The sequence below is a fragment of the Actibacterium sp. D185-2 genome, assembly GCF_054954595.1.
In genome coordinates this window covers 553,499-573,364 of sequence record NZ_JBPWNX010000002.1, presented here as the reverse complement: position 1 = coordinate 573,364, position 19,866 = coordinate 553,499, and the positions used below count along the sequence as shown (strand labels likewise).

General features: G+C 64.3%; 20 protein-coding genes. 4 read left to right on the top strand and 16 right to left on the bottom strand.

Features of this window, described 5'->3' with window-relative positions; genetic code table 11:
- The first annotated feature begins 2 nt into the window (after nt 1-2).
- Nucleotides 3-821 (top strand): serine O-acetyltransferase, encoded by an 819-nt coding sequence (cysE, locus tag ACSR1C_RS06320; protein ID WP_460258490.1) that lies wholly within the window; start codon nt 3-5, stop codon nt 819-821.
- Nucleotides 822-838: 17 nt separating this feature from the next.
- On the opposite strand, the gene ACSR1C_RS06315 is transcribed toward cysE, so the two are convergent.
- The 12 genes from ACSR1C_RS06315 to mazG form a co-directional block, all read right to left on the bottom strand.
- The gene (locus ACSR1C_RS06315; RefSeq protein ID WP_460258489.1) at nt 839-1,174 is read right to left on the bottom strand and encodes a carboxymuconolactone decarboxylase family protein; all 336 of its coding nucleotides are present in this window, start codon (nt 1,172-1,174) and stop codon (nt 839-841) included.
- Between the two features lie 108 nt (nt 1,175-1,282).
- Nucleotides 1,283-2,569, bottom strand: a complete 1,287-nt coding sequence (locus ACSR1C_RS06310; RefSeq protein WP_460258488.1) for a pyruvate dehydrogenase complex dihydrolipoamide acetyltransferase — start codon at nt 2,567-2,569, stop codon at nt 1,283-1,285.
- A 12-nt stretch (nt 2,570-2,581) separates the two neighbouring features.
- Nucleotides 2,582-3,940, bottom strand: coding sequence for a pyruvate dehydrogenase complex E1 component subunit beta (locus ACSR1C_RS06305; protein ID WP_460258487.1), 1,359 nt, complete (start codon nt 3,938-3,940; stop codon nt 2,582-2,584).
- Nucleotides 3,941-3,955: 15 nt separating this feature from the next.
- The gene (gene pdhA, locus ACSR1C_RS06300; RefSeq protein ID WP_460258486.1) at nt 3,956-4,951 is read right to left on the bottom strand and encodes a pyruvate dehydrogenase (acetyl-transferring) E1 component subunit alpha; all 996 of its coding nucleotides are present in this window, start codon (nt 4,949-4,951) and stop codon (nt 3,956-3,958) included.
- A gap of 105 nt (nt 4,952-5,056) precedes the next feature.
- Nucleotides 5,057-5,359 carry an FtsB family cell division protein gene (locus ACSR1C_RS06295; RefSeq protein WP_460258485.1) on the bottom strand — a complete coding sequence of 101 codons (303 nt, stop codon included), beginning with the start codon at nt 5,357-5,359 and terminating at the stop codon, nt 5,057-5,059.
- Nucleotides 5,360-5,475: 116 nt separating this feature from the next.
- Nucleotides 5,476-5,895, bottom strand: a complete 420-nt coding sequence (locus ACSR1C_RS06290; RefSeq protein WP_460258484.1) for a Fur family transcriptional regulator — start codon at nt 5,893-5,895, stop codon at nt 5,476-5,478.
- Between the two features lie 72 nt (nt 5,896-5,967).
- Nucleotides 5,968-7,239, bottom strand: coding sequence for a cation:proton antiporter (locus ACSR1C_RS06285; RefSeq protein ID WP_460258483.1), 1,272 nt, complete (start codon nt 7,237-7,239; stop codon nt 5,968-5,970).
- A 141-nt stretch (nt 7,240-7,380) separates the two neighbouring features.
- Nucleotides 7,381-8,841, bottom strand: coding sequence for a protein adenylyltransferase SelO (locus tag ACSR1C_RS06280; protein ID WP_460258482.1), 1,461 nt, complete (start codon nt 8,839-8,841; stop codon nt 7,381-7,383).
- A gap of 64 nt (nt 8,842-8,905) precedes the next feature.
- Nucleotides 8,906-9,352, bottom strand: a complete 447-nt coding sequence (locus ACSR1C_RS06275) for a GNAT family N-acetyltransferase (RefSeq protein WP_460258481.1) — start codon at nt 9,350-9,352, stop codon at nt 8,906-8,908.
- Entirely contained in the window at nt 9,349-10,296 is a 948-nt protein-coding gene (locus ACSR1C_RS06270; protein ID WP_460258480.1) for a nucleoside hydrolase, read from the bottom strand. The genes ACSR1C_RS06275 and ACSR1C_RS06270 overlap by 4 nt, the downstream gene beginning before the upstream one ends.
- A gap of 77 nt (nt 10,297-10,373) precedes the next feature.
- Nucleotides 10,374-11,384: a Fe(3+) ABC transporter substrate-binding protein gene (locus ACSR1C_RS06265; RefSeq protein ID WP_460258479.1), complete on the bottom strand. Its 1,011-nt coding sequence runs from the start codon at nt 11,382-11,384 to the stop codon at nt 10,374-10,376.
- A gap of 71 nt (nt 11,385-11,455) precedes the next feature.
- Nucleotides 11,456-12,307 (bottom strand): nucleoside triphosphate pyrophosphohydrolase, encoded by an 852-nt coding sequence (gene mazG / locus ACSR1C_RS06260; protein WP_460258579.1) that lies wholly within the window; start codon nt 12,305-12,307, stop codon nt 11,456-11,458.
- 62 nt (nt 12,308-12,369) lie between these two features.
- Between mazG and ACSR1C_RS06255 the strand changes: the two genes are divergently transcribed.
- Entirely contained in the window at nt 12,370-13,533 is a 1,164-nt protein-coding gene (locus ACSR1C_RS06255) for a M20 aminoacylase family protein (RefSeq protein ID WP_460258478.1), read from the top strand.
- On the opposite strand, the gene xth is transcribed toward ACSR1C_RS06255, so the two are convergent.
- The 4 genes from xth to ACSR1C_RS06235 form a co-directional block, all read right to left on the bottom strand.
- Nucleotides 13,530-14,309 (bottom strand): exodeoxyribonuclease III, encoded by a 780-nt coding sequence (gene xth / locus ACSR1C_RS06250; protein WP_460258477.1) that lies wholly within the window; start codon nt 14,307-14,309, stop codon nt 13,530-13,532. The two genes, ACSR1C_RS06255 and xth, sit on opposite strands and share 4 nt — an antisense overlap.
- A gap of 147 nt (nt 14,310-14,456) precedes the next feature.
- Nucleotides 14,457-15,311 carry an NAD-dependent epimerase/dehydratase family protein gene (locus ACSR1C_RS06245; protein ID WP_460258476.1) on the bottom strand — a complete coding sequence of 285 codons (855 nt, stop codon included), beginning with the start codon at nt 15,309-15,311 and terminating at the stop codon, nt 14,457-14,459.
- Complete coding sequence (locus ACSR1C_RS06240) at nt 15,308-16,111, bottom strand: glycosyltransferase (protein ID WP_460258475.1); 804 nt, start codon at nt 16,109-16,111, stop codon at nt 15,308-15,310. Before ACSR1C_RS06240 ends, ACSR1C_RS06245 begins: the two co-directional genes overlap by 4 nt.
- The gene (locus tag ACSR1C_RS06235; RefSeq protein ID WP_460258474.1) at nt 16,108-17,328 is read right to left on the bottom strand and encodes an NAD-dependent epimerase/dehydratase family protein; all 1,221 of its coding nucleotides are present in this window, start codon (nt 17,326-17,328) and stop codon (nt 16,108-16,110) included. Before ACSR1C_RS06235 ends, ACSR1C_RS06240 begins: the two co-directional genes overlap by 4 nt.
- Nucleotides 17,329-17,565: 237 nt before the next feature.
- On the opposite strand from ACSR1C_RS06235, the gene ACSR1C_RS06230 reads away from it, so the two are divergent.
- Entirely contained in the window at nt 17,566-19,191 is a 1,626-nt protein-coding gene (locus ACSR1C_RS06230; protein WP_460258473.1) for a tetrathionate reductase family octaheme c-type cytochrome, read from the top strand.
- A complete protein-coding gene (locus ACSR1C_RS06225) occupies nt 19,181-19,849 on the top strand; it encodes a cytochrome b/b6 domain-containing protein (protein WP_460258472.1) in 669 nt (222 codons plus the stop codon). The genes ACSR1C_RS06230 and ACSR1C_RS06225 overlap by 11 nt, the downstream gene beginning before the upstream one ends.
- Nucleotides 19,850-19,866: the final 17 nt, after the last annotated feature.

Genomic DNA, 19,866 nt, shown 5'->3' with positions numbered 1-19,866 from the left:
ACATGGCCGAAACGCGCTTGCACATCACCGCTTTGGATCCCGTCTGGCGCCGCATTTGCGATGAGGCGGAACAGGCGGTCCGGGATGAGCCGCTGCTGGGTGGGCTGGTGCATTCCAGCATTCTGCATCACAAAACGCTAGAGGCCGCGCTGGCCTATCGCATCGCGCTGAAACTGTCGTCGAGCGAGATGTCGGACCAGATGTTGCGGGAAATCTGCGATCAGGCCTATGCGGCCAACCCCTATCTGGCCGAAGCCGCGCGCGCCGATCTGATGGCGGTGTATGAACGTGATGCCGCGTGCCACCGTTATCTGCAGCCGCTTTTGTACTTCAAGGGGTTTCAGGCGGTGCAGGCGTATCGCGTCGGTCATTGGCTGTGGACCGAGGGGCGGTACGATCTGGCCTATTTCATCCAGATGCGTATTTCCGAGGAATTCGGGCTGGATATCCATCCGGCGGCCAGGATCGGCAAGGGGATCATGATGGATCATGCCCATGCCATCGTCATCGGTGAAACCGCCGTGGTCGGCGACAATGTGTCGATGCTGCATTCGGTGACGCTGGGTGGCACCGGCAAGGAAGAGGAAGATCGCCACCCCAAGATCGGCAACGGCGTTCTGATCGGTGCGGGCGCCAAGGTGCTGGGCAATATCACGGTCGGCAACTGCTCGCGCATCGCGGCGGGATCGGTCGTGTTGCATGACGTGCCGCCGGCAACCACGGTGGCGGGCGTACCGGCCAAGATCGTCGGCAAGGCGGGCTGCGCGCAGCCGGCTGTAACGATGAATCAGCTTCTGCCCGGGGGCGGGGACGACGCCTGAGCGTCGTCCCGTTTCATTTACGCGCAGAGCTGATCATAGGCCTGAAGCGCCTTGACGCCGTACATGTAGGCCGGTCCCCCGCCCATCAGGATGCAGACATTCACGGTTTCAGCGATGTCGTCGCGGGTGGCCCCGGCGGCGATGGAGGCCTGGACGTGAAAGCCGATGCAATCGATGCATTGCTTGGAGATGCCGATCGCCAGTGCGATCAGTTCCTTGTCCTTGGCGGTCAGTGAACCGGGGGTGACAGCGGCATGATGCAGCGCGTTGAACCCCTCTGACGTGGCAGGTTGGGCCTGACCGAAATCGCCCATGGCGAGATTGGTGTTTTCGAGTTGTTGTTTCCAGTCCATCTTCGCGACTCCTGCGATTTGAAGATGGGCCAAACATAATCGCGCCCGCCGATCCACGCCTTGAGGCATGTCATCGACGGGCGTGAAACCGTTGGATTGGCGTAAAAATCAGGCCAGCATCGCGATCGGGTTTTCCAGCGCTTCGACAATGGCTTTCAGCAATTCAGCCCCGAGCGCGCCGTCGATGACCCGGTGATCGACGGAAAGCGTCACGGACATGACCGTGGCCACAGTCAGTTCGCCATCGGCGCCGACCACGGGTTTTTTCACGCCCGCGCCCACAGCCAGGATCGCGCCATGCGGCGGGTTGATCACCGCGTCGAAATTGTCGATGCCGAACATGCCCAGGTTGGACACTGCGAAACTGCCGCCCTGATATTCATGCGGCGCGAGTTTGCGGTCGCGGGCGCGGGTGGCCAGATCCTTCATCTCGGCCGACAGGGCCGACAGGGATTTGGTGTCGGCGTCCTGCAGAACGGGGGTGAAAAGCCCGCCGTCGATCGCGACGGCCACGGCCACGTCCGAGGGTTTCAGCTTCAGAATCCGGTCGCCGGCCCAGACGGCATTGGCGTCGGGCACCTGTTGCAGCGCCAGCGCGCAAGCCTTGATGATGAAGTCATTGACCGAAAGCTTGACCCCGCGCGGTTCCAGCTGTTTGTTGATTTCACTACGGAATTTCAGCAGCGCATCCAGCCGGATGTCGCGGCGCAGATAGAAATGCGGGATGGTCTGTTTGGCTTCGGTCAGGCGGGCGGCGATGATTTTGCGCATCCCATCAAGCTTGACCTCTTCGAACGCACGGCCCTGATACATTTTCAGGACGGTCTCGGTGGTCGGGCCGGTGGGCATGGCTGCCGGTGCGGCAGCAGTAGCGGCAGCCGGGGCTGCGGCGGGTTTCGGCGCGGCGCTGGCGCCTTCCACATCGGCCTTGACGATGCGTCCCTTGGGGCCGGTGCCGGTAATCTGGCCAAGGTCGAGCCCCTTGTCGGCGGCGATGCGGCGAGCGAGCGGCGAGGCGAAGATGCGGGTGCCGCTTTCCGCCTTGGGCGCTGCCGGGGTGGGGGAGGCTGCCGCGGCAGGCGCTTCGGCCTTCTGTGCGGGTGCGGCGGCGGCGGCCGGGGCGGCGGTGCTGCCGATGTCGTCGGCGCTTTCGCCATCATCCAGCAACATGGCGATGGGGGTGTTTACCTTCACGCCTTCGGTGCCTTCGGCAATCAGCAGCTTGCCGACGATCCCTTCATCGACGGCCTCGAATTCCATCGTTGCCTTGTCGGTTTCGATCTCGGCCAGCAAGTCGCCGGACGAGACCTCGTCGCCTTCTTTCACCAGCCATTTTGCGAGGGTGCCTTCCTCCATCGTGGGGGACAGCGCGGGCATCAGGATTTCTGTGGGCATCGCGTCTGCTCCTTAACGGTAGGTCACGGATTTGACGGCGTCGATGACCTCTTGCGTGGTCACCAGCGCCAGCTTTTCCAGATTGGCGGCATAGGGCATCGGCACATCCTTGCCGGTGCAGTTGATCACCGGCGCATCGAGATAGTCGAACGCCTGTTGCATCAGCACCGCCGAGATGTGGTTGCCGATGGACCCCACGGGAAATCCTTCCTCGACCGTCACGCAGCGGTTGGTCTTCATCACCGAGCGGATCACCATGTCGGTATCCATCGGGCGCAGGGTGCGCAGGTCGATCACCTCGGCCGAAATCCCGTCCTCGGCCAGTTTGTCGGCGGCCTCCAGCGCGTAGGTCATGCCGATGCCGAACGAGACGATGGTCACATCCGTGCCTTCGCGCCAGATCTTGGCCTTGCCGAACGGGATGGTGAAATCGTCAAGCACCGGCACGTCGAAACTGCGCCCGTACAGGATTTCATTTTCCAGGAAAATCACCGGGTTGGGATCGCGGATCGCGGATTTCAGCAACCCTTTGGCATCGGCCGCCGAATAGGGCATCGCCACTTTCAGCCCCGGAATCTGCGCATACCAGGCGGCGTAGTCCTGGCTGTGCTGGGCGCCCACGCGGGCGGCGGCGCCGTTGGGGCCGCGGAACACCATCGGTGCGCCCATCTGGCCACCGGACATGTACCGCGTCTTGGCCGCCGAGTTGACAATCTGATCCATCGCCTGCATCGCGAAATTGAAGGTCATGAATTCGACGATCGGGCGCAAGCCGCCAAAGGCCGCGCCCACGGCGATGCCGGCAAAGCCATGTTCGGTGATCGGGGTGTCGATCACGCGCTTGGCGCCGAATTCGTCCAGCAGGCCCTGGCTGATCTTGTAGGCGCCCTGATACTCGGCCACTTCCTCGCCCATCAGATAGACGGTGGGGTCGCGGCGCATCTCTTCGGCCATGGCGTCGCGCAATGCTTCGCGCACGGTGGTCGATTTCATTTCGGTGCCTTCGGGCACGTCGGGCTCTGCCACCGCGGCAGGGGCCTTGGGCTGGGCCGGGGCCGTTGCGGGCGCCGCCTCTTTTGCGGGCGCGGCGGCGGTGGGGGCTGTGCTGACGGCCGCATCGGCGTCTTCGCCATCCTCGACCAGCACGGCGATGGGGGTGTTTACCTTCACGCCTTCGGTGCCTTCGGCGATCAGGATCTTGCCAACGATCCCTTCATCGACGGCCTCGAATTCCATCGTCGCCTTGTCGGTCTCGATCTCGGCCAGGATATCGCCCGAGGCGACGGCGTCGCCCTCCTTGACCAGCCATCGTGCAAGTGTGCCTTCCTCCATCGTGGGGGACAGCGCGGGCATCAATACTTCGGTTGCCATCTGTTGGTCTCCCCCTCAGGCGTTTGCGTAGATGTCGGTGTAAAGCTCTTCAAGCGCGGGCTCGGGGCTTTCCTTGGCGAATTCGGCGGCCTCGTTGACGATGGCCTTGATGTCCTTGTCGATCGCCTTCAGCTCGTCCTCGGTGGCGTGGTTGCCGGTCAGCAGCAGTTCGCGCACATGCTCGATCGCGTCACGCTCTTCGCGCATTTTCTGCACCTCTTCGCGGGTGCGGTATTTCGCCGGATCCGACATCGAATGGCCGCGATAGCGGTAGGTCTTGATTTCAAGGATATAGGGGCCGTTGCCCGCGCGACAGTGAGCGACAGCCTTTTCGCCGGCCTCTTTCACCGCCAGCACGTCCATGCCGTCCACCTCTTCGCCGGGGATGCCATAGGCGACGCCCCGTTCCCACATCGACGGCGATTTGGTCGAGCGGATGACCGAGGTGCCCATCGCATACTGGTTGTTCTCGATCACGAAGATTACCGGCAGGTCCCACAGTTCGGCCATGTTGTAGGTTTCATAGACCTGACCCTGGTTGGCCGCGCCGTCACCGAAATAGGCAAAGGTCACACCGCCGGTTTCCAGATACTTGTCGGCAAAAGCCAGCCCCGCGCCGATCGGCACCTGCGCGCCGACGATGCCGTGGCCGCCATAGAAATGCTTTTCCTTGGAAAACATGTGCATCGAGCCGCCCTTGCCCTTGGAATAGCCGCCCTCGCGGCCGGTCAGCTCGGCCATCACACCTTTCGGGTCCATGCCGCAGGCCAGCATATGGCCGTGGTCGCGGTACGAGGTGACGCGCTTGTCGCCCTCTTTGGCCACGGCCTCGAGCCCGACAACGACGGCCTCCTGCCCGATATAAAGGTGACAGAACCCCCCGATCAGGCCCATGCCGTACAGCTGGCCGGCCTTTTCCTCGAATCGGCGAATTTGCAGCATTTCACGATAGAAGTGCAGCAGCTCTTCCTTGGAAGCATTTGGTTTTTTGTCAGTTTTGCGCGTTGCCATGCGGACGGCCCCTTATGGTCACGGGTAATAGTTTAACGTTAAACCATTCATAGCAAAGCGCCGCGCGGATTTCGAGCGCGAATTCCGCCACTGGCATGGCAAAGCCTAGCGGATGACGATTTCGTCGGCGCGCAGCAGGCCCAGCATGGCGCGGGCGCGTTCGTCCAACAGATCCAGATCGAGATAGTCGTCGGACAGGCGGCGGGTCTTGTTGCGCATTTCGGCCAGTTGCAGCGCCAGCGCGTCGCGCTCGGTGGTCAGGACATCCACCTCGGCTTCGACCTGGATGCGCCGGAACAGGCCGTAATCGCCCTGCACGGCGGCAAAGGTGAAATAGGTCGCCAGCGAAAATGCAACCGCGAAATAGGCGACTACACCAAAGGCCGGGCGTTTGCGGGGACCGCTCATGTTTTACTGCCTCTTGTACCGCCTCTTGCGGGCGGATAGCCGAATCATTGCACAGGTGGGAGGGGCGGAAAAGCCTGAATTTTCTTTTTTTTGCGTGGCGTGGCGCTTTGACGGGATCAGTCGCCGCGCGGTTTCAGCGGCACGCCGTACAGTTCCAGCCGGTGACCCTTGAGCCGGTAGCCCAGCTTCTCGGCGATCTTTTCCTGAAGCGCCTCGATCTCTTCGTCCACGAACTCGATCACCTTACCGGAATTCATGTCGATCAGGTGGTCGTGATGCTCGCGCTCGGCATCCTCATAGCGGGCGCGCCCGTCGCCGAATTCCAGCTTGTCCAGAATGCCGGCCTCGTCGAACAGCTTGACCGTGCGATAGATCGTGGCGATCGAGATCTTGGGATCCACGGCGCTGGCACGGGCGTACAGCTCTTCCACATCCGGGTGGTCGTCGCTGTCTTGCAGCACCTGCGCGATCACCCGGCGCTGGCCGGTCATGCGCAGGCCTTTTGCCTCGCAGCGGGAGATGATCGTATCGGTCATGGCGCGTCTTTCATCCTGTCTGCGCAGCCGGGTGTAAGGGATGCAGCTACCCGATTCCAGACGCAATCGCGGTCACATCAGGTCCGGTGCGCGGCCCAGGCGGCGGGCCAGTGGCGCGATGGTCAGCCCCTGCACGATGATCGAGAACACGACCACCACATAGGTGCTGGTCAGGATCAGCGGTTTCCATTCGCTTGGTGGCAGGCTCAGCGCCAGCGCGACTGAAATGCCCCCCTTCAGCCCGCCCCATGTCATGATCGGGATCACGTCGCGCCCAAAGGCCCGGAACGGACGCAGCAGCAGGATCGGCACCGCCACGGCGGTCAGCCGCGCCAACAGCCCCAGCCCGATGGCAAATACGGCCGCCTTCAGATAGCTCGCGTCGAAGGCCACCGCGAAAACCTCGATCCCGATCAGCAGGAACAGCACCGCGTTCAGGATCTCGTCCACCATTTTCCAGAACGCATCGACATAGTCGCGGGTCTGTTCGCTCATGCCGTATTTCATGCCCACATGGCCAATCATCAGCCCGGCCACCACCGCCATGATCGGGGCCGAGACGTGCAGGAAAATCGCCAGCTCATAGCCGCCGAAGGCCAACGCCAGGGTGATCAGCACCTCAAGCGTGTAATCGTCGATCCGCTTCATCACCTTGAAGGTGCCCCAGCCCAGCACGAAGCCAAGCGCCGCACCGCCGAACGCCTCCTGCACGAACAGCATCAGCGCTGCGGTGAACTGATTGCCATCGCCGCCGTGATTCGCCGCGCCGTGGGCGTCGCCGCCGGTGAAGGCCAGCCCGACCAGCACCAGAAACACCACATAAGCCACGCCGTCATTGAACAGGCTTTCGCCCGCGATCTTGGTTTCCAGCGATTTGCGCAGATCGGCCTCGCGCAGCACGCCCAGCACCGCCACCGGATCGGTGGGCGAGATGATCGCGCCAAAGACCAGCGCCACCAACAGGGGCATTCCGGTCATCCAGCTGAATCCCACGCCGACCACGGCCACCGACAGGCCTACGCCGATCGTGGCCATCACCAGCACGACCCAGGCCTGATCGCGCAGATCCTCCATCTTCACATGCAGCGCGCCGGCGAACAGCAGCAGCCCCAGCATCCCGTCCAGCAGCGCATCGGAAAAGTCGATCTCCAGCACCAGTGCGCGCAGCGTGTCGGCCAGCCCCAGTGCGGGCAGGGCGATGTCCAGCGCCATCGCACCGAACGAGGCCGCCAGCGCCACGATCAGGATGCCGATGGATTGCGGCAGCCGCAGGAAGAAATAATTGAGGCTGCCGAAGATGGCGGCCAGCACGATAAGCAGCGAGGTGATTTGCAGAATGTTCATGAACGGGCTCCGTGGTCCTGTCGCAGTCTTCCCTCTAGCACGGGTTGATACCCCGTGCGAGCCGGCAAAGGGTGACGCGGCTTCAAGCGCCGGTCTTGCGTATTGATTTTGTCGCGCCTGCCGCCCGGACAGGACACCCGCTCAGGTGCCGCAAAAGGTTTGGCGCACCTCCTGGCCCGGCGCGGGCGGCGCGCGGAAGGCGGCATTGCCCGGCTGATCGTCGAAGGGGCGGGCCAGCACGGTCAAAAGCTGCTGGAACGGCGCGAAATCCCCGGCGATGGCGGCCTGGATCATTTCCTCCACCCGGTGGTTGCGCGGGATAAAGGCCGGGTTGGCCGCCCGCATCTGCGCATCGCGCGCGGTATCGTCCTGCCCGTCGCGTGCCAGCCGGGCGCGCCAGCCCTCGGCCCAGCCGTCATACGCCGCCGGATCGCGGAACTGATCCCGCGCAGCACCGCCGCCAAGGGCGCGGAAGGTGTTGGTGAAATCCGCCCCGGTCGTCGCCATCCGGTCCAGCAGCTGATGGATCAGCGCGGGGTCGTCGTCCTCGGCACGGGTCAGCCCGATCTTGGCGCGGAACACCGTCAGCCATTCGGCCTTGAACAGATCGGGGAAGGCGTGCAGCGCTTCGGTCGCCTCGTCGATCGCGGCGTTTTCATCGGCGCCCATCAGCGGCAGCAGCGCCGAGGCGAGCTGCGCCAGATTCCACACCGCGATATCGGCCTGCTTGTTGAACGCATAGCGGCCGAATTGATCGATCGAACTGAACACGGTTTCGGGGTGGTAACGATCCATGAAGGCGCAGGGGCCATAATCGATGGTCTCGCCTGAAATCGCCATGTTGTCGGTGTTCATTACCCCGTGGATGAACCCTACCCCCATCCACTGTGCCACCAGCCGGGCCTGCGTCGCCAGCACCGCCTTCAGCAGCCCCATGGCACCGTCCGCATCCGGGTAATGCCGGGCGACGGCGTGATCTGTCAGCGCCTGCAACGCGGCCACATCGCCGCGCGATGCGAAATACTGAAAGGTGCCCACCCGGATATGGCTGGCGGCAACACGGGTCAGCACCGCGCCGGGCAGGCGACCGTCGCGGTGCACATCCTCGCCCGTGGCCACGGCGGCCAGCGCGCGGGTGGTGGGGATGCCCAGGGCGTGCATCGCCTCGGACACCAGATATTCGCGCAGCACCGGCCCCAGCCAGGCGCGCCCGTCGCCCATGCGGCTATAGGGGGTGGGGCCCGCGCCCTTGAGCTGAATGTCGCGCCGGTTGCCGTGGCGGTCGATCACCTCGCCCAGCAACAGCGCGCGCCCGTCGCCCAGCCGGGGCGACCAGCCGCCGAACTGATGCCCGGCATAGACCTGCGCCAGCGGCGCGGCCCCGTCGGGCACCGTATTGCCGGCCAGCATCGCCACGCCGTCGGACCCGCGCAGCGCCTGCGGATCAAGCCCCAGCTCACGGGCCAGCGCGTCGTTCACCGCGATCAGGGCGGGGTCGCGCACCGGGGTGGGCGGCATGGCGGTGAAGAACTGCCCGGGCAGGCGGGCATATGAATTGTCGAAACGGATCTGCACGGGCGGCGGCCTTTGTCTGGTTTGCATCACAGATAGGGCCGGGGGCCGCGTTTGACCAGTGCCCCGCCGGGGGATGCGCGGTCGGGCCGGGCTACAGTTCGCGGGTCATCAGATGATATTTCGACCGCGCCCGGAACCCCGCGCGCTGATACAGCCGGGCCGCGTCGGCGTTGTCGTGGCTGACCTCCATATGCACCGCGCGGATACCCATCTGGCGCAGCATCGGCAGCAGGATCTGCAGGACCTGGCTGCCCATTCCGCGCCCGCGCACGGCCTCGCGGATGAAGAATTCGTCGATGAATGCCTCGCGCCCGCCCAGTTCGATCGAAAAGCCGAAGGCCACGGCGATATAGCCCACCGGCGCCCGCTGCGGCCCGATCAGCCAGATCGCGGCCTGGATATCCTCGGCATAGAGCAGATCCAGCACGGCGCGGCGTTGCTCGTCGGTGCGCGCGATCCCCTCGAAGGCGTGATAGGCGGCGACCAGCGGCAGCAGCCGGTCGATATCGTCCGGGCCGGCCAGGGTCAGAAGGCTCATAGCCGTGCCAACCGTTCGGTCAGCAGGGTGAAAAAGCCGTCGGCGTCCACATCGCCCATGAAGGTGGCGTTGGGCGCGCGGCCCGATACCCCCCACCAGTCGGCCACGGTCATGCCTTGGGTAAACTTGCCCTCGGTCTCTATCTCGACATTGATATGGCGGCCGGCGAACAGTTCGGGCCGGATCAGAAAGGCGGTGACGCAGGGATCGTGCAGCGGGGCGCCGTCGCTGCCGTATTTCTGCTTGTCGAAGCGCTCGAAGAAATCGGTCATCTCGGCCACGGCCCGGCCCACTGGCGTGCCAAGCGTGCGGAACGCGTCGTTGCGCGGCCTGGTGACCAGCGCCTTGTGGGTTACATCCAGCGGCATCACCGTCAGCGGTATGCCGGAGTTGAACACGATTTCAGCGGCTTCCGGGTCGACATAGATGTTGAATTCGGCCGCTGGCGTGATGTTGCCGACCTGAAAATAGGCGCCGCCCATCAGCACGATCTCGTGCACCCGCGCGGCGATGTCGGGGGCGGTTTGCAGCGCGGTGGCGATATTGGTCAGCGGCCCCAGCGGGCACAGCGTGACCGTTTCGGCGGGGTGGTCGCGCAGGGTGCGGATGATGAATTCGACCGCATGGTCATCCTGCAACGGCATCATGGGGTCGGGCAGGGTCGGCCCGTCCAGCCCGGTGCGGCCATGCACATGTTCGGCGGTGACCAGCCGTCGGCGCAGCGGCGCGTCGCATCCGGCAAAAACCTTGACCGTGGGCATGCCTGCCAGTTCACAGATCATGCGCGCGTTCTTCTGGGTCAGATCCAGCGGCACATTTCCGGCCACGGCGGTGATCCCCAGCACCTCGACCAAATCGGGGCTGGCCAGCGCCAACAGAATGGCCACGGCGTCGTCCTGGCCGGGGTCGGTGTCGATGATGATCTTGCGGGGGGTGGGGGTCATGGGCGTCTCCTGCGTCGGGGCGGAGACTGGCAAGGGCGCGGGAGCTTGTCCAGCGCCCTTGCGGGGATCGCTGCCGATCAGCCGTCGAAATCGACCTCTTCAACCAGTTTCAGCGCGGCGGCGCGGCGCGCGGCCAGATCCATCAGGTTGACGTCGTCGGGGGTGAAACTGCCCCAGCTTTTGACCAGCGCGGACGGATCGGTGCCCGGCACGACCGGGTATTCATAGTTCACCTCGGCATAGATTTCCTGCGCGTGGTCCGAGGTCAGGAATTCCATCAGTTTCAGCGCCTCGTCACGGTTCGGCGCGGCCTTGGTCATGGCGATGCCCGACACGTTCACATGGGTTCCGGCACCCTCGAACACCGGGAACAATACATTCACAGACTCGGCCCACGGCACCTGCTCGGGGTCGCCCAGCATCTGGCCCATATAATAGGTGTTGCCCAGGCTGATGTCGCATTCGCCGGCCCAGATCGCCTTGACCTGCGCGCGGTCGTTGCCCTGCGGCTTGCGCGCCAGATTGGCCTTCACGCCCTCAAGCCAGGTCCTGGTATAGTCTTCGCCGTGATGGGCGATCATCGCCGCGACCAGCGCCAGCGTATAGGAATGCGCGCCCGAACGGGTGCAGATCCGGCCCTTCCATTTCGGATCGGCCAGATCCTCGTAGGTGGTCACCTCGGCCGGATCCACGCGGTCCTTGGCGGCATAGACGATGCGGGCGCGGGTGGTCACGCCGAACCACTGATTGCCCGGGTCGCGAAAGGCGACCGGGATATGCGCGGTCAGAACCTCACTGTCGACCGGCTGGGTCACGCCGCCATCGACGGCTTCGGCCAGGCGCGCGATATCGACGGTCAGAATGATGTCGGCGGGCGAGCGTTTTCCCTCGGCCTGAAGCCGCTCGACCAGACCCTTGTTCAGGAAGGATACATTGGTCTGAATGCCGGTTTCCGCGGTGAACGCGTCCAGCAGCGGCTGGATCAGTTCGGGCTGGCGGTAGGAATAGATGTTCACATCGGCCAGCGCCGGGGCGGCGGTTGCCATTGCAACCACGGCAAGCGCGGCGCGGCGAAGGGTGCGGGTCATGGTCTGCCTCCTGTTCAGATACTCGCCCGGGTTTAATCCGACTTTTTTTGTCGGGTCAATACCTGACATCTTTACTCGGATGCTTTCGCAGCGCGTTCCTCGGCCTTTACCGCGTCCCATAGCGCGTCCATCTCGGCCAGATCCGACTGCTGCGGGCGCTTGCCAAGGGCGGCCAGTTTCGCCTCGACGCCCTGAAACCGGCGGGTGAATTTGGCATTGGCGGCGCGCAGGGCCTCTTCTGGGTCCAGCTTCAGGTGGCGGGCGAGATTGGCGATGACGAACAGCAGATCGCCGAATTCCTCGCGCACCTCCGCGTCAGACAGCGTATCGCGCGCCTCTTGCAGTTCCCGGGCCTCTTCGGCGATCTTGTCGATCACATGGCTGGCGTCGGGCCAGTCGAAGCCGACCCGTGCCGCGCGATTTTGCAGCTTCACGGCGCGGGTCAGCGCAGGCAGCCCCACCGCGACCCCGTCCAGCGTGCCATGCTCGGCCTTGGCGGCGCGTTCGGCCGCCTTGATCTTTTCCCAATCGGCGGTCTGCTGATCGGTGCTCTTGTCGCGGTCCTCGTCGCCGAACACATGCGGATGGCGCGCCAGCATCTTGTCGGAAATCGCATTGGCCACGCTGTCGAAGCTGAACAGCCCGGCCTCTTGCCCGATCTGGGCGTGAAAGACGGTCTGCAACAGCAGATCGCCCAGTTCCCCCTCCAACTCGTCCCAGGCCTGGCGTTCGATGGCGTCGGCGACCTCATAGGCCTCTTCGATCGTGTAGGGCGCGATCGAGGCGAAATCCTGTTCGATATCCCACGGACAGCCGGTGTTCGGGTCGCGCAGCCGGCGCATGATTTCCAGCAACCGGGGCAATCCGCCGCCCGCGCCCTGTACCAATGCGTCGCTTGCCGCCAAGTCCTGCGTTTTCGCCATTGTCACGCCTGCGTCTTTGGGAAACTCTGACCGGGTTACACAGACGCGTGCAAGGAGTCCACATGCCGCCCGTCAACCGGATTGCCGATTTCGCCGACGACATGAAAACCTGGCGCCGCTGGATGCACCGACACCCCGAACTGGGGTTCGAATGTCATGAAACCGCGGCCTATGTCGCGGCGCGGCTGCGTGAATTCGGCGTGGACGAGCTGCACGAAGGGATCGCGAAAACCGGCATCGTGGCGATCATCGAAGGTCGCGGGCCGGGCCCCACCATCGGCCTGCGCGCCGACATGGATGCCCTGCCGATCAAAGAGGCGACAGGCGCCGCCTATGCCTCGACCATCCCCGGCAAAATGCACGCCTGCGGCCATGACGGGCACACCACGATGCTGTTGGGGGCCGCGCGCTATCTGGCCGAGACGCGCAATTTCGCGGGCCGCGTCGCGCTGATCTTTCAACCGGCCGAGGAAGACGGCGGCGGCGGCGCGGTCATGTGCCGCGAAGGTATCATGGACCGCTTCGGCATCACCCAAGTCTACGGCATCCATAACCTGCCGGGGCTGACGGCGGGCGCGTTTCAGACCGCGCCGGGGCCGATGCTGGCGGCGGTCGACGATTTCATCATCAACGTGACCGGGCAGGGCGGCCACGGCGCCATGCCGCACGAGGCGCGCGACCCGATCGTCGCCGCACTCGGCATTGCCCAGGCGATCCAGACCATCGTCAGCCGCAACACGTCGGCGCAGGAGGAACTGGTGATCTCGGTCACCCAGATCCACACCGGCAGCGCCAATAACGTGATCCCCGAAACCGCCTTCATCAACGGCACGGTGCGCACCTTCGATCCGGCGGTGCAGGCCCGCGTGATCGGGCGGCTGGAACAGATCGTCGCCGGGCAGGCCGCAGCCTATGACGTCGCGGCCGAACTGATCTATAATCGCGGCTATCCGGCCACGGTGAACGATGCCGAAAAGGCAGACTTCGCCGCCGACGTGGCCGCCGAGATCGCGGGCGAGGCGCTGGTCGAACGTAATGGCAGTCGCGACATGGGGGCCGAGGATTTCTCCTACATGCTCAATGAACGCCCCGGCGCCTATCTTTACCTCGGCATTGGTGCGGGCGCCACGCTGCACCACCCGGCCTATGACTTCAACGACGAGGTCGCGCCGCTGGGCGCGTCGTTCTTCGCGCGGCTGGTGGAACGGGCGCAGCCGCTGGGTTAAGCGTCCAGCTCGATCCAGACCGGAACATGATCCGATGGCTTTTCGCGCCCGCGCACATCGCGGTCGATCTGGCAATCGAGCAGCAGATCGGCGGCCTGCGGCGTCAGCAGGAAGTGATCGATGCGGATGCCGTCGTTCTTGTTCCAGGCACCGGCCTGATAGTCCCAGAAACTGTAATGGCCGGGGCCGCGGGTGCGGGCGCGGAACGCTTCGGTAAAGCCCAGATTCAGGATGCGGCGAAAGGCGGCACGGCTTTCGGGCCGGGCCAGCGCATCCTCGCGCCACGCCTCTGGCCGGGCGGCATCCTCGTCCTGGGGGATCACATTGTAATCGCCCGCCATCAACGCCGGTTCCTCGGCCGCCATCAGCGCTTCGGCCCGCGCCTGCAACCGTGCCATCCAGGCCAGCTTGTAATCGAATTTCGGTCCCGGCGCGGGGTTGCCGTTGGGCAGGTACAGCCCGCAAATGCGGATCGCGCGCTTGCCAACCACGGTGGCCTCGATCCAGCGCGCCTGTTCGTCCTCGTCATCGCCGGGCAGCCCGCGGGTGACATCCTCCAGCGGCAGTTTCGACAGGATCGCCACGCCGTTGAATGACTTCTGCCCGTGGGTTTCGACGTTATAGCCGCGCTCCTCGAACAGCTCACGCGGGAAATTTTCGTCAACCGACTTGATCTCCTGCAACAGGGCTACATCCGGCTGTGCCTCGTCCAGCCAGTTGGGCAGGGCCTGACTCCGCGCCTTGATGCCGTTGATATTGAAGGTCGCGATCTTCATGAACTGCCCCTGTTTTCTTTTCCGCGCAAATATCCCCGCCGGAGGCCAGAAAGTCCATGCCCCGCCCACAGCTTATCGCGGCCTGTCAGGCGCTCTGCGCGGTGGAGGTGGATGGCGAAGAAACCTGCCGGGGCTGATGAACGCGGATCAGAGCATCCCGGCCAGGCTGGCCTTCAGCTTGACGATCCCGCCGGGCCGCCAGCCCAGGGCGCGGATCCTGTCGGTGCTCATCTGGCTGATCTCGTCCGTCGCGCGCGGGGGCGCGGCCCGGACACTGCCGGTGGCCTGCGCCACCAGCGTCAGCAGATCGTGCCGGTCCAGCACGAAATCCGACAGGTTATAGACGCCCGGCTGTGCAACAAGCGCCAGGCGCGCCGCCTGTGCAAGGTCATCGCCGTGTAATTCCGTACCTGCGCGCGGCGCGATTTCGCGCCCGGCGGCGAAATCGGCGAAAAGATCGGCCCATTTATGCATCTGCCCTGGTCCCGCCGGGCCATAAACCCCGGTGGCGCGCAGGCTGACCCCGGCGAAATCCGGGCCGCACAGATCGGCCAACGCCTGTTCGGCCTGCCATTTGACCTCGCCATACAGGGTCACGGGCTTGGGCGGCAGATCCTCGGACAGCGGTGTGCCCGCCGGATAGGCGCCATAGACCGCGCGCGACGACAGGAACAGCACGCGCCCGACGCCGCTGGCTTTCGCCGCCTCGAACAGCGCGGTCGAGCCGTCCAGATTGGCGCGGATGAACCCGTCGGGATCGTCGCCCTCACCGCCGCGATAGCGGCCGGGGACATGCGAAAAGGCGCAGTGGATCACCGCATCGATCCCGTCCAGATCGGGCCGGTCGCCTAGGGCGAAGGACCGGTGCGGCACCGGCGCGGAAAAGAACCCGGGCGCGGGCGCGTGACGGCTCAGAAGGGTGACCGCGTCGCCCGCGGCCAGCGCCTCTTCGACCAGAAACCGGCCGACCAGGCCCGCACCGCCGGTGATCGCCAGCTTCATGCGCCCGGCTCCGGCAAATCGGCCAGGGCGGGCACCGGCCCGTCACCGGCATAGGCGCGCCACAGATCGATCAGCACCCGCAGGCGGTCGGCCTTGTCGTGATCCTGCCACGGCTTTTCATACTGGAAATGCAGGATTTTGATATCCTCCCACGACCACAGCTCCGGCATGTTGAACCAGACATATTGCAGCATGTTGCAATAGATCGGCAGCCCATGCCAGTCGGGAAAGAAATCCTGCAAGAACGTCTGATCGGTGCGCCGCCAGAACGCGCCGGGCCGGTCCAGCCGCGCCAGCATCGCGTCGAACGTGCTCGGGTCGGGGCGCGCGGTGAAGACGCCGGAATTCATCCGGTGAAAATCGGCCAGGCTTTCATAGACATTGGGCGCGGCGCAGAATTCGGGATAGTCGAACAGCTTGTCGCAGTTTTGCAGCACCAGCGTATCGGCATCCAGAAACACCACCCGGTCATAGTCCAGCTGCCACAGCCGCAGCTTGGCGAAATTGTCCAGCGGCGTGTGGAAGGCTGGTTTGGTGCCCTTGGTGAACGGCGCCGCCGTATGCAGGTTCTGGCGCGCGTGCCGGGTGTTGAACGCCTCCGACGTGGGCAGCAGATCGACCTGCACCAGCCGCGCCCCAAGCGCGGCCAGCGGCGCCAGATCACCCGCGCCGACCCCGCCGGTATGCATCACCACCAGATCGGCGTCGGTGCCGGTCTGGGTCAGCGAACGGATCAGTGCCCTGGCCCCAAGCGCGAAATCCGCGTTGGTGACAAGCGTCACATAGGCGCGGCCGCTCATGAAACGGATTTGAGCCGCTTGCCTTCGGGATCGGTTTCCACGCGCGTGGCGATGTCCTTGGTCCAGGCCGACACCGCCGGTACCCGCTTGCGGTCGATCCGGTGGGCGTATTTCCTGGCCACATCCACCACCTCGTCCAGCAGGCCCTCTTTCAGGGTGATCGGGTTCAGCCCCAGCGCCAGGAAGCCGTCGTTTTTCACGATCAGATCGTTTTCGGCGGCCTCTTTGCGCGGGTTCGGCAGAAAGGCGATCTCGGCCCCGGTCATCTTGGCGATCATCTCGGCCAGATCGCGGACCCGGTGGGTTTCGGTCATCTGGTTGAAGATCTTGACCCGGTCGCCGGCCTCGGGCGCATCCGACAGCGCCAGCTCGATGCAGCGCACGCTGTCTTGCAGGTGGATGAAGGCGCGGGTCTGGCCGCCGGTGCCATGCACGGTCAGCGGATAGCCGATCGCGGCCTGGATCAGGAACCGGTTCAGCACGGTGCCGTAATCGCCGTCATAGTCGAACCGGTTGATCAACTGCTCGTGGCGGCGGGTCTGGTCGGTATGGGTGCCCCAGACGATGCCCTGATGCAGATCGGTGATCCGCAGCCCGTCATTCTGGGCGTAGAACTGGAACAGGATCTGATCCAGCGACTTGGTCATATGATAGACCGAGCCGGGGCGGGTGGGGTACAGGATTTCCAGCCCGGCCTTGCCGCCGTCCAGCTTTTCGACTTCGACGTCCAGATACCCTTCGGGGATGGCGGCGCCGACGGTGGAATAGCCGTAAACGCCCATCGTGCCCAGATGCACCAGATGCGCGTCGATGCCGGTTTCCACCATCGCGGTCAGCAGGTTATGCGTGGCCGAGACGTTGTTGTTGACGGTATAGACCTTGTGGCGGTCCGATTTCATCGAATAGGGCGCGGCGCGCTGTTCGGCGAAATGGATGATCGCGTCGGGCCGTTCCTCGGCCAGCCACTGGCGCAGCAATTCGTAATCCTTGGCCAGGTCCAGAAGGTGGAAATGCAGGTTGCGGCCGGTCAGGTCTTTCCAGATGCGGCAGCGCTCCTGGATCGAATCCATCGGCGTCAGCGATTGCACACCCAGCTCGGTGTCAATCCAGCGGCGCGACAGGTTGTCGATGATATGGATCTCGTGGCCCTGATCGGACAGGTGAAGGGAGGTCGGCCAGCCGCAAAATCCGTCGCCGCCCAGAACTGCAATTTTCATCTATATCTCCTTTCGGGTGCCGCTCGATGGGCCTTTGGGCCCTGATTGTCATTCCGGATAAGGATGGCGCATGTAAATGTCATTTGAAAGTTTTGTGTCAGATGCGGCTTTTCCGGCAAAGTTCCGCGCAAGCGGGCCGGGCGGCCGGTCTGCCGTGATCGGGCTTGGCAAAATAAAACATATTCAATATATAACATAATTGGAAACGCGCTCTGACCCGTGCAGGGAGGAGCCCGCATGCGATGCAATAGCCCCCGGTTCGCCGCGACAGTGTTTGTGGTGGTGGGCCTGCTGTGTGGTCCGGGATTTGCCCAGGACACGGAGACGGCCAGCAAAAGCACCGCCGACCACAGCAAGTTCGAGATCCTGCAAAAGGACTTTCAGTCCGGTCCCGAAGTGACCGCCGCCTGTCTGAGCTGCCATACCGAAGCCAGCGATCAGGTGATGCACTCGATCCACTGGACCTGGGAATTCACCCAGCCCGATACCGGCCAGGTGCTGGGCAAGCGCAATGTGATCAACGCGTTTTGCGGCAACGTGGCGGGGAACGAGCCGCGCTGCACCTCGTGCCATGCGGGCTATGGATGGGAGGATATGGCCTCGGCCCCGCCCGCCGAACCCGACCGGGTCGATTGTCTGGTCTGCCACGACACATCCGGCCAGTATACCAAGACCGCCACCGGGGCGGGCCATCCGTCGCTGACGACCAAGGGCAGCACCATCACCGGCGCGCCCGCCTGGGTGGTCGATCTGAAGAAGTCGGCGCAAAGCGTCGGCTCGCCGGGGCGCGAAAACTGCGGCCAGTGCCATTTCTATGGCGGCGGTGGCGACAACGTGAAGCATGGCGATCTGTCCTCGGCCCTGTACAGCCCGTCCAAGGCGGTGGATGTGCATATGGCTCCGGACGGGCAGAACTTTGCCTGTTCCACCTGCCATGTCAGCGACGAGCATATCTTCGCCGGATCGCGCTATGACGTGGCGGCGGCGGATACGGGCGGTACCGGCCTGCCCGGGATGCATCGCGGCGTGGCCACCTGCGAAAGCTGCCATGGCAATGAGCCGCACCCGCTGAACATCAAGGGCGTCAAGCTGAACGACCACACCGACACCGTGGCCTGTCAGACCTGCCACATCCCCGAATTCGCCCGCGGCGGCGTGGCGACCAAGACCAAATGGGACTGGTCCACCGCCGGCAGGCTGGATGCCGACGGCAAACCGATGAGCATCGAGGACTATACCCAAAGCGACGGTAAGGCGCTGCACACCTATCTGTCGACCAAGGGCGATTTCGAATGGGGCGAGGATGTCGAGCCCTTCTATGCCTGGTTCGACGGGCAGGTGAGCTATACCACCGGCGACCAGACCATCGACCCCACCAAGGTGGTCGAGGTCAACCGGATCGGCGGCGGCGCCGGGCAGCCGGGATCGCGGATCTGGCCGTTCAAGCGGATGCAGGGGCGTCAGGCCTATGACAGTCAGCTTAACCGGCTGGTCTATTCCCATGTCTGGGGGCCCGATACCGACACCGCGTTCTGGACCAATTTCGACTGGGGCAAGGCGATCAATGCGGGCATGGCCGCGGCGGGGGCCGAATATTCCGGCGAATACGGCTTTGTCGATACCTACATGTACTGGCCGATCACCCATATGGTGGCACCGGCCGAGGACGCGCTCGATTGCGCCGAATGCCATGCGCGGGACGGACGGCTGGCCGATCTGGCCGGGGTCTACATGCCCGGCACCGGCACCGGCTCGCCCGGCGGCCTGATCGGCCGGGTGATGCTGCTGGCCGCCATCGCGGCGGTGCTGGCACATGCAATGATCCGCAAATTCAGCCGCAAAGGGGGCCACCATGACGGATGACAGGCACACACGCAGCGTCAAGGTCTATCCGCGGTTCGAGCGGTTCTGGCACTGGGGCCAGATGGCGCTGATCTTCTTTCTGTTCTTCACCGGACTGGCGGTCAGCGGGGTGCATCACCTGATGCCATTCGGCCCGGCGGCGATGCTGCATGTGGTCGCGGCAGGCCTGCTGATCGTGCTGTGGATCTTCGCGATCTTCTGGCACCTGACCACCGGCACCTGGGTGCATTACGTGCCCAGTGGCGAGGGGTTGCTGAAGGTCGCGCGGTTTTATGTCTATGGCATCTTCAAAGGCGAACATCACCCCTATCGCAAGGCCTATTGGCGCAAGCACAACCCGCTTCAGGCGTTGACCTATCTGGCGCTGAAACTGATCCTGTTCCCGGTGATCTGGATTTCCGGTCTGCTCTATCTGAGCTACAATTTCTGGGAAACCGTGCCAAATGCCACGTTCTGGCTGCAGATCACGGCCAATCTGCATGTGCTGGCGGCCTATGCGATCGCGTCCTTCGTGGTGGCGCATGTCTATCTGCTGACGGTGGGCCATTCGTTCCGCGCCCATGTGCGGCCGATGATCACCGGTTATGACGACATCGCCCTGACCCCCGAGGAAGAGGCCTATCTGGAGGCGGACGAGCCCGCACGGATCAAGCCCTGACCCGCACCCGCCCGGGC

Coding starts and splice junctions, on each gene's coding strand:
- cysE (WP_460258490.1), top strand. CDS start 3: ATGGCCGAAACGCGCTTGCACATCACCGCTTTGGATCCCGTCTGGCGC.
- ACSR1C_RS06315 (WP_460258489.1), bottom strand. CDS start 1,174: ATGGACTGGAAACAACAACTCGAAAACACCAATCTCGCCATGGGCGAT.
- ACSR1C_RS06310 (WP_460258488.1), bottom strand. CDS start 2,569: ATGCCCACAGAAATCCTGATGCCCGCGCTGTCCCCCACGATGGAGGAA.
- ACSR1C_RS06305 (WP_460258487.1), bottom strand. CDS start 3,940: ATGGCAACCGAAGTATTGATGCCCGCGCTGTCCCCCACGATGGAGGAA.
- pdhA (WP_460258486.1), bottom strand. CDS start 4,951: ATGGCAACGCGCAAAACTGACAAAAAACCAAATGCTTCCAAGGAAGAG.
- ACSR1C_RS06295 (WP_460258485.1), bottom strand. CDS start 5,359: ATGAGCGGTCCCCGCAAACGCCCGGCCTTTGGTGTAGTCGCCTATTTC.
- ACSR1C_RS06290 (WP_460258484.1), bottom strand. CDS start 5,895: ATGACCGATACGATCATCTCCCGCTGCGAGGCAAAAGGCCTGCGCATG.
- ACSR1C_RS06285 (WP_460258483.1), bottom strand. CDS start 7,239: ATGAACATTCTGCAAATCACCTCGCTGCTTATCGTGCTGGCCGCCATC.
- ACSR1C_RS06280 (WP_460258482.1), bottom strand. CDS start 8,841: ATGCAAACCAGACAAAGGCCGCCGCCCGTGCAGATCCGTTTCGACAAT.
- ACSR1C_RS06275 (WP_460258481.1), bottom strand. CDS start 9,352: ATGAGCCTTCTGACCCTGGCCGGCCCGGACGATATCGACCGGCTGCTG.
- ACSR1C_RS06270 (WP_460258480.1), bottom strand. CDS start 10,296: ATGACCCCCACCCCCCGCAAGATCATCATCGACACCGACCCCGGCCAG.
- ACSR1C_RS06265 (WP_460258479.1), bottom strand. CDS start 11,384: ATGACCCGCACCCTTCGCCGCGCCGCGCTTGCCGTGGTTGCAATGGCA.
- mazG (WP_460258579.1), bottom strand. CDS start 12,307: ATGGCGAAAACGCAGGACTTGGCGGCAAGCGACGCATTGGTACAGGGC.
- ACSR1C_RS06255 (WP_460258478.1), top strand. CDS start 12,370: ATGCCGCCCGTCAACCGGATTGCCGATTTCGCCGACGACATGAAAACC.
- xth (WP_460258477.1), bottom strand. CDS start 14,309: ATGAAGATCGCGACCTTCAATATCAACGGCATCAAGGCGCGGAGTCAG.
- ACSR1C_RS06245 (WP_460258476.1), bottom strand. CDS start 15,311: ATGAAGCTGGCGATCACCGGCGGTGCGGGCCTGGTCGGCCGGTTTCTG.
- ACSR1C_RS06240 (WP_460258475.1), bottom strand. CDS start 16,111: ATGAGCGGCCGCGCCTATGTGACGCTTGTCACCAACGCGGATTTCGCG.
- ACSR1C_RS06235 (WP_460258474.1), bottom strand. CDS start 17,328: ATGAAAATTGCAGTTCTGGGCGGCGACGGATTTTGCGGCTGGCCGACC.
- ACSR1C_RS06230 (WP_460258473.1), top strand. CDS start 17,566: ATGCGATGCAATAGCCCCCGGTTCGCCGCGACAGTGTTTGTGGTGGTG.
- ACSR1C_RS06225 (WP_460258472.1), top strand. CDS start 19,181: ATGACGGATGACAGGCACACACGCAGCGTCAAGGTCTATCCGCGGTTC.